Genomic DNA, 14,031 nt, shown 5'->3' with positions numbered 1-14,031 from the left:
TCCGGCCATTAGCTATCCCAATTCCCGCCCCAAAAACGGCGCAGTCCGGCTCCCCTTACTCTTCGCCACCTTCTGCGGCGTCCCGCTCACCACCACCTTCCCGCCTCTGTCCCCAGCCCCCGGCCCAATATCAATCACCCAATCACTCTGCGCCACCACGCGCATTTCATGCTCTACCACAATCACCGTGTGCCCCGCCTCCACCAGATGATTCAACTGGCTCAACAACCGATCCACATCCCGCGGATGCAGCCCGGTCGTCGGTTCATCCAGCACATACAACGTCGCGCCCCGGGCATTGCGTTGCAGCTCGGTCGCCAGCTTGATGCGCTGCGCCTCCCCGCCTGACAACTCGGTCGCCGGCTGGCCAAGGCGCAAATAACCCAAGCCAATATCCCGCAGCACTTGCAGCGAGCGCAGCACACCCGGCTCTTCGGCAAATACCTCTACCGCCTGTTCAACCGTCAGCCCCAGCACCTGGGCGATGGTCAGCCCTTCCCACTTGATCGCTAACGTTTCCGGGTTGTACCGCGCGCCGTGGCACGTCGGGCATGGCGCGTACACGCTGGGCATGAACAGCAATTCAACGCTGACAAACCCCTCGCCTTCGCAGTTCGGGCAGCGGCCTTTGGCGACGTTGAAGGAGAATTGCCCGGCGTCGTAATTCCGCTTTTTCGCCGCGGGTGTGGCGGCGAACAGTTTGCGTACGTTGTCGAACAGGCCGGTGTAGGTCGCGAGGTTGGAGCGCGGTGTGCGGCCAATGGGTTTCTGGTCCACCTGCACCAGGCGGCGGATGTGTTCCAGCCCGCCACTAATGCGGCCGCCGCTGGTTTGCGGGGCGTCGTCTTCGAGGCTGGGTTCGTCTTCGGTTTCCACCACGCGGCCCAGGCCTGCGCCTACCAGTTCCAACAACGCCTGGCTGACGAGGCTGGATTTGCCCGAGCCGGAAATGCCGGTGACGGCGGTGAAGCAGCTCAGGGGAAAGTCCACGCTGAGGTCGTTGAGGTTGTTGCGCGTGACGCCTTCCAGGCTCAGCCAGCCGGTGGGTTGGCGCGGTGGTTGGCTGACCGGGCGTTTTTCGGCGAACAGGTATTCGCGGGTTTGCGAGGCTTCGACCTGCGCCAGGCCGGCGGGTGGGCCGCTGTACAGGACCTGGCCGCCGTGTTCACCGGCAGCCGGGCCGACGTCGATCAGCCAGTCGGCGCGGCGCATGGTTTCCAGGTCGTGTTCCACCACGAACAGTGAGTTGCCGGCGGCCTTCAGGCGGTCGAGGGCGGCGAACAGGGCTTCGCCGTCAGCGGGATGCAGGCCGGCGGAAGGTTCGTCGAGCACGTAGATCACGCCGAACAGTTGCGAGCCCAGTTGGGTGGCCAGGCGCAGGCGTTGCAGTTCGCCGGAGGACAGGGTCGGTGTGCTGCGCTCAAGGGCCAGGTAGCCCAGGCCGAGGTCGGTCAGGGTGCTGACGCGTTCGAGCAGGTCCTGGGCGATGCGTTGGGCGGCCAGGCGTTTTTCCACGGAGAGCTTTTTATCGCCCTGCCCTTCAGCCACCGGGCGCAGCAGTTCGGCGAGTTGCAGCAGGGACATTTGCGACAGTTCGCCAATGTCCACGCCGGCAAACTTCACCGACAGCGCGGCCTTGTTCAGGCGTTTGCCTTCACACAGCGGGCACGGGCTGCCTTGCATGAACTGCGACACGCGCTTTTTCATCAGGGCGCTTTGGGAGTGGGTGAAGGTGTGCAGGATGTAGCGGCGGGCGCCGGTGAAGGTGCCCTGGTAGCTGGGCTCGAGTTTGCGTTTGAGGGCGTCGCGGGTCTGGGCCGGTGTGAAGCCGGCGTACACCGGTACGGTGGGGGTTTCTTCGGTGAAGAGGATCCAGTCGCGCTGTTTTTTCGGCAGGTCGCGCCACGGGATGTCGACGTCGTAGCCCAGGGTGACGAGGATGTCGCGCTGGTTCTGGCCTTGCCATGCCAACGGCCAGGACGCCACGGCGCGTTGGCGGATGGTGAGGGAAGGATCGGGCACCATCAGGGCCTCGGTCACTTCGTACACGCGGCCCAGGCCGTGGCATTGCGGGCAGGCGCCCTGGGGCAGGTTGGGGGAAAAGTCTTCGGCGTACAGCATCGGTTGCCCCGCCGGGTAACTGCCGGCGCGGGAGTAGAGCATGCGGATCAGGCTGGACAAGGTGGTGACGCTGCCCACTGATGAACGTGTGCTGGGTGTACCGCGCTGTTGTTGCAGGGCCACGGCGGGCGGCAGGCCTTCGATGGCGTCGACGTCCGGTACGCCGACCTGGTCGATCAGGCGGCGGGCGTAGGGCGCCACGGATTCGAAGTAGCGGCGCTGGGCTTCGGCGTAGACGGTGGAGAATGCCAGCGAGGACTTGCCGGAGCCTGACACGCCGGTGAACACCACCAGGGCATCGCGGGGGATGTCCACGTCGACGTTGCGCAGGTTGTGTTCCCGGGCACCCCGCACCCGCACGAAGCCAGGGCGTTGGGAGGTGAGTGAGGTGTCTGGTGGCAGGTTGCGCTGGGAAGTCATGGGTAACCTTATCGGTGTGTTCAAGGCAGTGAAGATCAACTGTGGGAGCCGGGCTTGCCCGCGATGACGGTGTGCCAGTTACCGGATGGGGTGCCTGACACTCCGCCATCGCGGGCAAGCCCGGCTCCCACAGTGGTTTGGTGTTGCTGGCTGGATCTTCATTCGTCACATCATTCGGGAGGTCAGTACCGAGCGCACCCGTTGCGCCAAGTCATCCGGGCCATAGGGTTTGCTCAGCAGGTGAATGTCGTTGCCCAGCAGGTGGTTGCTGGAAAGAATGTCGCGGGTATGCCCGGAGGTAAACAGCACCGCTATCGCCGGCACTTGCCTGCGCGCCCACTCGGCCAGGTCGGTGCTTTTGACCCGGCCCGGCATCACCACGTCGGTGAAGATCAGGTCCGGTTGCAGGCCGGCCTGGAGCATCAGCATGGCCCGGTCGCCGTCTTCGGCGGTGAGCACGGTGTAGCCGGATTGTTCGAGCAATTCCACCGCGGCCGCGCGTACGCCTTCGTTGTCCTCAACCACCAGGATCGTCTCATGGCCGCCGGTGGGTTGTGTGAGCTCGACGGGCGCATCGTGGTTTTCCGGCTCTCCCAAATTGCGCGGGAAATACATTTGCACCACGGTGCCGCTGCCCTCCACGCTCTCGACCTCAACATGCCCGCCACTTTGGCGCACGAACCCGAACACCATGCTCAGGCCCAGGCCGGTACCGTGGCCATTCGGCTTGGTGGTGAAAAACGGTTCGAAGGCACGGGCCAGGATCGTCGCTGACATGCCGGCGCCGCTGTCGGCGACGGCCAGGCGCACATATTCACCGGGGTTGATGCTTTTACCGACGCAATCCGGAGGGTTGAGAATAATGTTTTCGCCGGTGATCCGAATCACGCCCTCGCCTTTCATGGCATCCCGGGCGTTGATCGCCAGGTTGAGCAGTGCGTTTTCCAGTTGGTTGCGGTCGACGTTAATGCACCATGGATCCTGGGGCAGTTGCACATCAATGTGGATGGTTTCTCCCAGCGCCCGCTGCAGCAGCTCGCCCAGGCCTTCATAGATGCGCAGCGGGTTGTACACCGCCGGTGACAATGGCTGGCGACGGGCGAAGGCCAGCAGTTGCGAGGTCAGCTTGGCCCCACGTTCCACTGCCGCGATGGCGGCGCTGACACGGCGCTGCACCTGGGGGTTGTCCGGCTCATGCCGGGCCAGCAGGTGCAGGTTGCCGGCGACCACTTGCAGCAGGTTGTTGAAGTCGTGGGCCACGCCGCCGGTCAGGCCGCCGATGGCTTCCAGCTTCTGTGATTGACGCAACTGTTCTTCGGCGGCGGAACGGGCCTGCACCTCCGCGGCCACGCGCTGCTCCAGGTTGTGGGTGAGTTCCTGGCGCAGGCGCTCGGAGATCATATGTTCGGTGGTCTCCACCACAATCGCCAGGACCCCGGCCGGTTGTTGGTCGTCACCGGCCACGGGGCTGTAATACAGGTCCATCCAGACTTCTTCCGGGCGGCCGTCGCGCAACAGTTCCAGGGGCAGGTTGCGGTAGGACAAGGTGCCGCCGGCCAGGCAGGTGTCGACCACATTGCGGTTGAAGTCGGCGACTTCCGGCCAGCCCAGTTCCACCGGCGCACCCAGCAGATAAGGGTGGCGACCGCCGGCAAACACCGAATAGCTGTCGTTGTAGATCATGTAACCGGCGTGCCCCCACAGCATCACCATGGGCATGGGCGATGCCAGCATCATCTGCACGGCGCTGGTCAGGCTGGAGGGCCAGGCACTCATCGGGCCGAGGTCGGTGGTGGACCAATCGAAAGCACGAATCCTCTGGGCCATTTCCCCAGCCCAACCCTCACAGCCGTGGGTATTGGATAAAAACTGCATCGGTCGGCTCTGCAAAAGATAAAAGGTGGGCGGCGATGAAAACTTTGAGCCCGGCAGTGGCGGTTGGTTTCATCGCATATTGCTTATGCCGGCAGGAAGGAGCAAGGGCCGACTCAGCGAAAGTCCCGGCTGCGCACACTGATGCCCGACAGCAACGGGGTCAGGTCGGTCAAGCGCCCGGCGATCAAGTGCCGAACCTCGCCCACCGCCTCCCAGCGGCCATCTACCTTGAGCAACCGCGAGCCCACCAGCGCCTGGCGTTGGCGCTCGGCCAAATCGCGCCAGACCACCACATTGATATTGCCGAACTCATCTTCCAGGGTGACGAAGGTAACGCCGCTGGCCGTGCCCGGGCGCTGTCGACCGGTGACCAGGCCGGCGACGCTGACGTTGCGGCCATGCTCAACCCACAGCAATTCCCTGGAACTGCGGCAACGCCGCGCGCGCAGTTCATCGCGCAACAGCGCCAACGGGTGTGGGCCCAGGGTAGTGCCGACGCTGGCATAGTCGGCATACAAATCTTCGCCGACTGTCGGCTGCGGCAGCTCCACCACCGCCTCTTCCGGGCTGGCGATACCGGCAAACAGGCCCAGTTGTTTCTGCACCCCGGCCACCTCCCAACGCGCCCGGTGCCGATGCCCGGCCAGGCCGCGCAAGGCACCGGCATCCGCCAGCAGCTCCTGGGCGCGAGTGTCCAATTGGGCACGCTCGCCCAAGTCGGCAATATCAAAAAACGCCCGGGCCTGGCGCGCCGCTTCGATACGCCGGCCGGCCTCTTCGCGAAACCCGGAGATCATGCGCAAGCCCATGCGAATCGCCGGTTGCTGGCCTTCGATCGGCTCAAGGCTGCAATCCCAGTCACTGGCCTGCACATCCACCGGGCGGATCTGCAAATGATGGCGACGGGCGTCCTGCAGGATCTGGTCGGGGCTGTAGAAACCCATGGGCCAGCTGTTGATCAGGGCGCAGGCAAACGCTGCCGGTTCATGGCATTTAAGCCAGCAACTGGCATAGGTCAGCAAGGCGAAACTGGCGGCGTGGGACTCGGGAAAACCGTAGCTGCCAAAGCCCTTGATCTGCTCGAAGATCTGCGCGGCGAAGGCTTCGCTGTAGCCGTTTTTCAGCATGCCGGTGCGCAGGCGTTGCTGATGGGGTTCTAGGCCGCCGTGGCGTTTCCAGGCGGCCATGGAACGGCGCAGTTGGTCGGCTTCGCCGGGTGTGTAATCGGCGGCGACCATGGCGATCTGCATGACCTGTTCCTGGAACAGCGGGATGCCCAGGGTGCGCTCCAGTACGGACTTGAGTTCCGGCGACGGGTAGGTGGTTTCTTCCTCCTTGTTCCGCCGCCGCAGGTACGGATGCACCATGCCACCCTGGATGGGCCCCGGCCGCACGATGGCGACCTCAATGACCAGGTCGTAGAATTTTTCCGGTCGCAGGCGGGGCAACATCGACATCTGCGCCCGCGACTCAATCTGGAACACGCCGATAGTGTCGGCCTTGCTGATCATCGCGTAGGTTGCCGCATCTTCCTTGGGCACCGAAGCCAGGCTCAGGTCCCGGTTGCGATGGCGGCGCAGCAGGTCGAAGCAGCGGCGAATCGCACTGAGCATACCCAGCGCGAGGATGTCCACCTTGAGCAGGCCCACGGCGTCGAGGTCGTCCTTGTCCCACTGGATGATGGTGCGCTCGGCCATGGCGGCATTTTCCACCGGCACCAGGGTGTCCAACGGGTGTTCGGAAATCACGAAGCCGCCGGGGTGCTGGGACAGGTGCCGGGGGAAGCCGATCAGTTGTTGGGTCAAGGTCAGCACTCGGCGCAGCACCGGGCTGTCGGGGTCGAACCCCCCTTCGCGCAGGCGTTCCAGGGGCGGTGCTTCGTCGCTCCAGCGCCCACAACAGTCGGCCAGGGCGTTGACCTGATCCGGCGGCAACCCGAGGGCCTTGGCCACGTCGCGCACCGCGCCGGCGCCGTGATAGCTGCTGACCACCGCCGTCAACGCGGCGCGGGTGCGCCCGTAGCGCTGGAAGACGTATTGCAGCACTTCTTCGCGGCGTTCGTGCTCGAAGTCCACGTCGATGTCCGGCGGCTCGTTGCGTTCGCGAGACAGGAAGCGCTCGAACAGCATGTTCATCAGGCTCGGGTCGATCTCGGTGATGCCCAGGGCAAAACACACCGCCGAGTTGGCCGCCGAGCCACGGCCCTGGCACAGGATCGAACGGCTGCGGGCGAAGCGCACAATGTCGTGTACGGTGAGGAAGTAGCTTTCGTAGCCGAGGTCGCTGATCAGTTCCAATTCGTTATTGATCTGCTGGAGGGTCTTGGCGTCGACCCCTTTCGGCCAACGCTGGGCGATGCCTTGCTCGGTCAAGGTGCGTAACCAGGATTTTGCATCCTGGCCTTCAGGTACCAACTCCCTGGGGTATTGATAGCGCAATTGGCCGAGGTCAAAGGTGCAACGCCGGGCAATGTTCAGGGACTCTTCCAGCAAGTGCGCCGGGTACAGCGCGGCCAATGCATCGAGGCTGCGCAAGTGCCGTTCACCATTGGGATGCAGGCGCGCGCCGGCTTCGGCCACCGGGACGTGGTGACGGATTGCGGTCATGGTGTCTTGCAACGCACGGCGACCGCGCACATGCATATGCACATCGCCGCAGGCCACCGCCGGCAGGTGCAGGCTGGCGGCCAGGTTCAGGCGTTGCTCAAGGTGACGGGCATCGTTCTGGCCGCAATGCAGTTCCACCGCCAGCCACAGGCGATCGGTGAAGGTGCTGCGCAGCCATTGGATATGGGCCTGGGTATCGGTGTCTTCGACCATCCATAACGCGAGCAAGCCGTGTACCGCGGTGAAGTCTTCCTGCAGCAAGCGGTAGTGACCTTTTTCCGCACGGCGGCGGGCGATGGTGATCAGCCGACACAGGTGTTGATAGCCTTCCAGGTTCTCCACCAGCAGCACCAGCTTCGGGCCGTTTTCCAGGCGCATCTCGCTGCCGATAATCAGCGGCAACCCGACTTCCTTGGCTGCCTGCCAGGCACGGACGATGCCCGACAAGGTGCATTCATCGGTGATGGCCAGCGCCTCGTAACCCTGCTGCCTGGCCCGTTCAAACAGCTCGCGGGCACTGGAGGCGCCCCGCTGGAAACTGAAGTTGGACAGACAATGCAGCTCCGCGTACTTCATGCGAACCAGCCTTGCAGCCACAGCGTGCCGCTCTCGCCCACGGTGCGGTAGGCCCAGCCTTGCTGGCCGGCACGGGTGCGCACCAGGTAATAATCGCGGCGCACATCGGCGCCATCCCACCAGCCGGATTCGATGCGCTCCGGGCCCATCAGGATGTGTAGACCCTGCTCGGCCAGGGGCGTCGGTTCATGCAACAACCAGCCCGGGCGTTGCACGTTGTTTGAGGGTGAGCACGGGCGAAGATCAGCACCGGCTTGCCAGGCGCATTCTGGGCGGTGGTCGGCGTGAAAGCGCAGGCCTTGCACCGCTTCGTCCCCCAACCGCGCCCGCAGGCGTTCGCGCAGTTGTTCCCACGGCAGGGTTTGTTGCGGGCGCTCGTCGAACAGGTCCTGGCGCTGGGGCACAAACACCGGCAGGTCCTGGGCCACCAGGCGAAAGCCACGCACCGGCGAGGTGACTTGCACCTGCTCCAGGCGGCCGCGGGCCAGTTCGAACAGCATCGCTGCGTCACGCTCGGCGCTGAGCAGGCCGACCTTGATCACGCTGTCGGGCTCGGCCGCGTGCTCCAGGTGCAGGTCAAAACGCTGCACGCCACTGTCGCGGCCACACAGGAACGCCGACAGGTCGCCAGTCAAACGGCGCAAGGGAAACAGCAAGGCCTGGTGGGACAACACATCAAAATTCAGCTCGATGCGCACATCAAACCGGTCCGGCGGCTGGTAGAACGCCAGGGCCAGGGGCCGTTGGCCGCACAGTGCATCGAGGTGCTTGAGCAGCGCAGCATCGAAGCGCCGGGCCAGGGTATGCCGAGGCAACGCCTGCACCTGGGCCAGAGTGCGCAAGCCCATGCGCGACAATGCGGTGGCAGCTTGCGGGTCGAGGCCGGCGCGGTCGATGGGGATCGGTGCCAGGGCGTGTTGCAGGTATTGCTCATCGGCCACGGCCAGGCCGTCGTAGACATTCGCCAATATCCGCGCCGCCGCCGGGTTCGGCGCGGCGACGATGCGGTGACGAAACCCCAGTTCGGTCAGCTCCTTGCGCAAGCGCGCTTCGAGCAACGGCCAGGGCCCGAACAGGCCCAGGCTCGACTCGATCTCGAACAGCAACGCCCGTGGGTAGAACACGCTGACCTGGGAGCTGAAACGGTAGGCCCAGGCCGCGAGAAACTGCTGCCAGTATTCGATCTGCGCCGGGTCGTATTCGGCGCAGGCGAACGCCTTGGTCAAGGCATGGGCCGCCGTCAGCGACTGGCCGGGGCGCAGGCCGAGTTTGCGCGCGGCGTCATTGACGGTTTGCAGCACCCGCCGCTGCGGCGTGCCGGCCAACAGGGCCAATGGCTGATCCGGTTCGGGGCGCAGACGCAGCACCCCGTCCAGCGCCAATTGCGGGAACACAATACACACCCAGCGCATGCCAACCTCAGTGCCCAAGCGCAATGGGCGCGGGATGGGCCAGGCCACCCCGGCACTTGAGCACCCGCACCTGCGCCGGGCTCGCCTCCACCGCCAGGCGCAAGGCGGCCGGTGACGGGTTGATGGCCTCGCTCAAGGAGCGCCAGGCGAAGGCCAGGGTCTGGCCGGTTTCCGCCGCCACCTGCAAGCGGCGCAAGGCGCGGTCATCGGCCTTGCGCGGCCAGCACAGCACCGCGCCACAGCTGCCGGAACGCAGGCATTGCTCCACTGCCCACAAGGCATCGCGTTCATCGGCCTGGATCACTGACAGCTGGCGCACATCCACCCCGGCGTTTTGCCAGGCGTGGGGGTACGGCGTGTAGGGCGGCGCCACCAGCACGATGCGCTCACCGGCCGCCGCCAACCGTGCCAGGGTCGGCCACACCAGCTGCAACTCGCCCACGCCCTCCTTCGCCATCAGGATTTCGCTCAACGCCGCTTCCGGCCAGCCACCGCTGGGCAGCACCGCATCCAGGGCCGCAAGCCCGGTGGGATGGACGCTGGCCGGCGGCGCGGCGGGCCGGCCTTTCCAGACCCGGCCGCCATTGAACAGCGAGTCCAGTGCAACGACGGCGCCCATCAGCCTTGCCTCACCAGGCCGCAGAACACCCCTTCGATGGCCAGGTCCTGATCGGGCCGCACCACGATGGGTTGATAGGCGGGGTTGCGCGGCAGCAGGCGCACGCGCTCGCCCACGTGCTCGAAACGTTTGATGGTGACTTCACCGTCCAGGCGTGCCACCACGATCTGCCCGTTCAAGGCCTCGGCACTGCGGCGTACGCCTACCAGGTCGCCATCGAGGATGCCGTCTTCGATCATCGAATCGCCCTGCACCCGCAGCAGGTAATCCGGGGTTTTCGCGAACATGCCCGGGTCGAGCAATAGACGGTTGTGCACTTCGGCATCGGCGCCAATGGGCAAACCGGCGGCCACCCGGCCGAGCACCGGAATATCCAGCAGCTCCGGCCGCGCCGGCTGATTGAGCAGGCGGATGCCGCGAGCCTGGTTCGGGTTGACCTCGATAAAGCCGCCCTCGGTCAGCGCCAGCACATGCTTGCGCGCCACGCTGCGGGAGGCAAAGCCGAACGCCTCGGCGATCTCGGCGAGGCTGGGAGACTGGCCTTGCTGCGCGATACGGTCGCGGATAAAGGTCAGGATGGCGGTACGGCGGGGCGTTAGATTCTTCATGGAGTACATTTGTACTCCTGTGGGAATTTTCTGGCAATATCCGTCAGTCGCTTCCCATGCAGCCACCGGAAAAGTACCCGCCAAGTTGACGAACGGTCTTTCGAATGTTCAGATGCCGGCCTGTTTCAGGTGCCTCATGCCGCCGTGCATGGGGTGAAACGGGAAACCGGTGCCGCTCTTTTCGAGCCAGTCCGGTGCTGCCCCCGCAACGGTAGACGCGTGACTCCTTCGACACACCACTGTGGCCTGCGCGCCATGGGAAGGTGAAGGTGTCCATACGCGTGAGCCCGGAGACCGGCCTGGAATTCTGTTTGGCAAAATCCTGCGGTGGGCGGGCATGGGCCGGTATTGGCGTGTGCTCGGTGCCTACTCGTGCGTGCTTTTCGCGAAAGATACTTTTCCGAGAAGACTATGATTCGACCTTACAATACGTCCGTGCCCAGCCTGCTGCTCGGCTGCCTGTTCAGCCCCCTGCTGCTGGCCGACGACCCTCCCCTTGAGCTCAAGCAGCAGATCATTTCCGCACCGTCGGTGGAGTCCACCACCGTGGCCGACATGGCCCAGTACGGCAGCAAGGTCGAGATCGTCACCCGCGAACAGATCGAACGCGCCGGCCCCGCCGCCGATGTGTCGCGCGTGATGCAGATGTTCATCCCCGGCCTGTACGTGGCCCCCAAGAACGGCCCGTTCGACTACGGCACCTATTCCCTGCTGGGCGGGCGCAACGACGACACGCTGATCCTGCTGGACGGCGTGCGCCTGAACAACCGCCTGTACGGCGGCCTGTACCTGGACACCCTGCCCGCCAACGCCATCGAGCGCATCGAAGTGCTCAAGGGTGGCCAGAGCCTGCTGTTCGGCACCCAGGCGGTGTCGGGGGTGATCAACATCGTCACCCGCAGCCCGCAAACCCGCGAGGCGTCCGGCGAGGTGAACCTGGGCGCAGACACCTTCGGCGGCACCACCGGCGATGCCCGGGTCGAGAAGATCTTCAACAACGGTTTCGGCGATCTTGGCTTGCTGGCCTACGTCAGCCGCAACGTCTCCGAGGGCTACCAGCCGTTTCGCAACCGCGACATGAAAAACGTCAGCGACAAGAAACGCTCCTACGAAGTCACCACCTTCGGCACCAAGGCGATCCAGTCGTTTGGCGATGGCACGCGCCTTGAGCTGTTTTACCAGTACGCCGACGCCAACCTCGATTTCGCCCGCCCGGTGGACAACCACAAGACCACCAACGACCGCGTACAACAAATCGCTACGGCGACCTTCGAGCAAACCCTCAACGAGCGCCTGAGCTACTTCGTCAAAGGCCATATCAACGATTGGGACACGCGCTATACCCGCATCAACAATATCGAAGGCGGCGGCACCCGGGCCATCAACCACAACGACTACTGGGGCTTCACCGACTGGGGCGTGCAGGCCGAAGGCAAGGCCGTGCTGCCCGGCGAGCACGTGCTGGTATTCGGGTCCGATAACCAGTGGTTCAAGGGCCAGGACGATGTATTGATCATCGACGACAACAAGGCCCAGGCCCACGCGCTGTACACCCAACTGCGCCCGACTATCGAAGCCCTGCCGAACTGGCACCCGAGCATCGGCGTACGCCACGAAGCCATGAGCGGCGGCGACAGCGCCACCGTCGGCATGCTCACTTCGCTCTACGACCTCAACGACAACTGGGCCCTGCGCGGCCAATACGGCACTGCCTACAAACTGCCGAATGCCGAGCAACTGTTCGTCAACGAAGACGATGAAAAAGGCAACCGCAACCTCAAGCCGGAGAAGAGCCGCAACGCCGAACTGGGCGTCGACTACAAGGGCAGCCTGCTGGCCCGGGACTTCAGCGCCAGCGTCACGCTGTTCAAACGCAAGATCACCGACCTGATCACCCTGGACGATATCCAGTGGGTCAACGGCCAGGGGCAGATCCAGATGCGTGGTTTCGAGGCCGACGCCAAGCTGCAGCTCAATGAACAATGGAGCGTGCAGGCCGACATGACCCGCAACCTCACCGAGTCCCGTGCGGGTGTCACCATCAACGATATCCCGGGCTTCTTCGCCCGCTCGCGGGTCGGCTATGAATCGGCGGACCGCCTGTGGGGCGCCGGCACCGCCGTGCGTTACATCGGCGATATCGTCAGCTCGAAAAAGGTCGAATACGGCAACTACACCGTGGTGGATGCCGACGCCTATCGCTACCTCGACAACGCCCACCAACACCGCGTGAGCCTGCTGGTAGAGAACCTGTTCGACCGCGACTACGTCACCAGCCGCGCCAGCAACGTCGACAACCTCGGGCGGCCGTTCACCTCCGAAGTACGCTACACGTATCGCTTCTGATGAGTACGCCCGTGGAAACTCATCCGGACTGGTCCCACGTGCCTGACCACGCCCGTCACGTGTTCCTGTGCACTGGCCCACGCTGTACGCAGCGTGGCGCGCTGCAACTGTGGAAAACCCTGCGCCGCCACCTGCTGCAACACGACTGCATCGAAAAGCCTGGCGGCGTGCTGCTGACACGCACCCACTGCCAGTTCCCGTGCAACCTGGGGCCGATTGTGACGGTGTACCCGGACACGTGCTGGTACGGTGTGCACAGCAACGCAGATGTGCAACGGCTGGTGGAAGTGCACCTGGTGGGCGGCGAAGTCGTCGAGGATTTGCTGATCAAGGAGCGCCCATGAAAGCCTCGTGGTTGCTGTTGGGCGCCCTGCTCTGCCCATCGTTGGCCCTGGCGGACCGTTATCGCAACTGCAACCAGGACTGGACGGCCACCCACTCACCGCCCTCGCGCATCGTGGCCCTCAACCAGCATGCGGCCGACCTGTTATTGGCGCTGGATGTCGGTACGGCATTGGTGGGCGTGGCGTATCTGGATGACAACGGTGTGGCCCACCGACACGGCGAGTATTTCGGCGTGCCGGTGATTGCGCCCAAGTACCCGTCCAGCGAAGTGCTCTATGCGCAGAAACCGGATCTGGTGGTCGGTGGATTCGCCACTGCCTTTGGCACTGGTGTCACCTCCCGCACAGGGTTGGCAGGCAACGGGGTTGGGTCGTACTTGCTGGAGTCGGCGTGCGACGGGCACTCGCTGGATTACTTCGGGCATATTCGCAACGACCTGTTTACCCTCGGCGCCCTGGTGCACAAACAGCAACGGGCGCGGGCGTTGAGCGATGCCATGGACGCCGACCTGGCCAGTGCCCAGGCACTGGCGGGCGAAGGTAAACCGCTGTCGGTGTTCTACCTGGACAGTGAGGTCAACGGGTTGGACAGCGAAGGCCGGCGTGGGTTCGTCACCACGTTGGTGGCGGCTGCTGGTGCGCGCAATTTATTCGCCGGGATCAACCAATACCGCGTCACCGTGAGCAGCGAAACCCTGCTGATGAGTGATCCGGATGTAATTTTGCTGGCGGATGCGCTGTGGTCACCGGCCAGCCGCAAACGTCAGTTGCTGACCACCGACCCGGTGCTGTCGCGTTTGCGGGCGGTGCGGGAGAACCGGATGATCGATATTCCCTTTACCCATTTGGTGCCCACCGCGAATAGCGGCCGAGTCGTGTTGGAGTTGGCGAGGCAATTCAAACAACTGGCTGAATAATTCACGAGCGAAGCGCCTGACCAATTTACTCAGTCCATGCCACCGACCAAAGTTGTGAAACGCTGTAGGTTTCCAATGCTGAGCGCTTCGTACTTTTAATCGCCTCCAGCTCCTGGCCTGACAGATCAGGGTGATAGAGCTCGCACTTGGTGGCCGAGATATCACTCATCCCGGCCTCAGTGACTAC

The 14,031-nt window shown here is 64.2% G+C and carries 9 protein-coding genes and 1 riboswitch; of the genes, 3 read left to right on the top strand and 6 right to left on the bottom strand.

All coding sequences use genetic code 11. The features are described from left to right. Positions 1 to 12: 12 nt before the first annotated feature. The 6 genes from uvrA to lexA form a co-directional block, all read right to left on the bottom strand. On the bottom strand, positions 13 to 2,541 hold the full coding sequence (uvrA, locus tag HX817_RS03860; RefSeq protein WP_177039821.1) for an excinuclease ABC subunit UvrA: 2,529 nt from the start codon (positions 2,539 to 2,541) through the stop codon (positions 13 to 15). 165 nt (positions 2,542 to 2,706) lie between these two features. Continuing rightward, positions 2,707 to 4,416, bottom strand: coding sequence for an ATP-binding protein (locus HX817_RS03855; RefSeq protein WP_177039820.1), 1,710 nt, complete (start codon positions 4,414 to 4,416; stop codon positions 2,707 to 2,709). A gap of 113 nt (positions 4,417 to 4,529) precedes the next feature. Next, positions 4,530 to 7,619, bottom strand: coding sequence for an error-prone DNA polymerase (locus tag HX817_RS03850; RefSeq protein WP_371317766.1), 3,090 nt, complete (start codon positions 7,617 to 7,619; stop codon positions 4,530 to 4,532). Next, a complete protein-coding gene (locus HX817_RS03845) occupies positions 7,595 to 9,010 on the bottom strand; it encodes a DNA polymerase Y family protein (protein ID WP_177039818.1) in 1,416 nt (471 codons plus the stop codon). Before HX817_RS03845 ends, HX817_RS03850 begins: the two co-directional genes overlap by 25 nt. Before the next feature lie 7 nt (positions 9,011 to 9,017). Beyond that, positions 9,018 to 9,629, bottom strand: coding sequence for a translesion DNA synthesis-associated protein ImuA (imuA, locus tag HX817_RS03840; RefSeq protein ID WP_087694708.1), 612 nt, complete (start codon positions 9,627 to 9,629; stop codon positions 9,018 to 9,020). After that, on the bottom strand, positions 9,629 to 10,246 hold the full coding sequence (gene lexA / locus HX817_RS03835) for a transcriptional repressor LexA (protein ID WP_003210482.1): 618 nt from the start codon (positions 10,244 to 10,246) through the stop codon (positions 9,629 to 9,631). Before lexA ends, imuA begins: the two co-directional genes overlap by 1 nt. Positions 10,247 to 10,347: 101 nt before the next feature. Then, positions 10,348 to 10,555: riboswitch (cobalamin riboswitch) on the top strand. 93 nt (positions 10,556 to 10,648) lie between these two features. Here lexA and HX817_RS03830 point away from each other — a divergent pair. Genes HX817_RS03830 through HX817_RS03820 form a run of 3 tightly spaced genes read left to right on the top strand, consistent with a single transcriptional unit; the run spans position 10,649 to position 13,844 of the window. Beyond that, entirely contained in the window at positions 10,649 to 12,583 is a 1,935-nt protein-coding gene (locus HX817_RS03830) for a TonB-dependent siderophore receptor (RefSeq protein ID WP_177039817.1), read from the top strand. 11 nt (positions 12,584 to 12,594) lie between these two features. Then, a complete protein-coding gene (locus HX817_RS03825; protein WP_003210478.1) occupies positions 12,595 to 12,927 on the top strand; it encodes a ferredoxin in 333 nt (110 codons plus the stop codon). Beyond that, on the top strand, positions 12,924 to 13,844 hold the full coding sequence (locus HX817_RS03820) for an ABC transporter substrate-binding protein (protein ID WP_177039816.1): 921 nt from the start codon (positions 12,924 to 12,926) through the stop codon (positions 13,842 to 13,844). The genes HX817_RS03825 and HX817_RS03820 overlap by 4 nt, the downstream gene beginning before the upstream one ends. The last annotated feature ends 187 nt before the right edge of the window (positions 13,845 to 14,031 follow it).

The organism is Pseudomonas sp. C6002 (assembly GCF_013385805.1).
Classification (GTDB): domain Bacteria; phylum Pseudomonadota; class Gammaproteobacteria; order Pseudomonadales; family Pseudomonadaceae; genus Aquipseudomonas.
The sequence above is the reverse complement of the archived record's forward strand: the minus strand, read 5'-3'. Positions and strand labels throughout refer to the sequence as shown.

Bases quoted from the DNA above. Each gene is read 5' to 3' on its own strand.
- uvrA (WP_177039821.1), bottom strand. From the start codon at position 2,541: ATGACTTCCCAGCGCAACCTGCCACCAGACACCTCACTCACCTCCCAA.
- HX817_RS03830 (WP_177039817.1), top strand. From the start codon at position 10,649: ATGATTCGACCTTACAATACGTCCGTGCCCAGCCTGCTGCTCGGCTGC.
- lexA (WP_003210482.1), bottom strand. From the start codon at position 10,246: ATGTACTCCATGAAGAATCTAACGCCCCGCCGTACCGCCATCCTGACC.
- imuA (WP_087694708.1), bottom strand. From the start codon at position 9,629: ATGGGCGCCGTCGTTGCACTGGACTCGCTGTTCAATGGCGGCCGGGTC.
- HX817_RS03845 (WP_177039818.1), bottom strand. From the start codon at position 9,010: ATGCGCTGGGTGTGTATTGTGTTCCCGCAATTGGCGCTGGACGGGGTG.
- HX817_RS03820 (WP_177039816.1), top strand. From the start codon at position 12,924: ATGAAAGCCTCGTGGTTGCTGTTGGGCGCCCTGCTCTGCCCATCGTTG.
- HX817_RS03855 (WP_177039820.1), bottom strand. From the start codon at position 4,416: ATGCAGTTTTTATCCAATACCCACGGCTGTGAGGGTTGGGCTGGGGAA.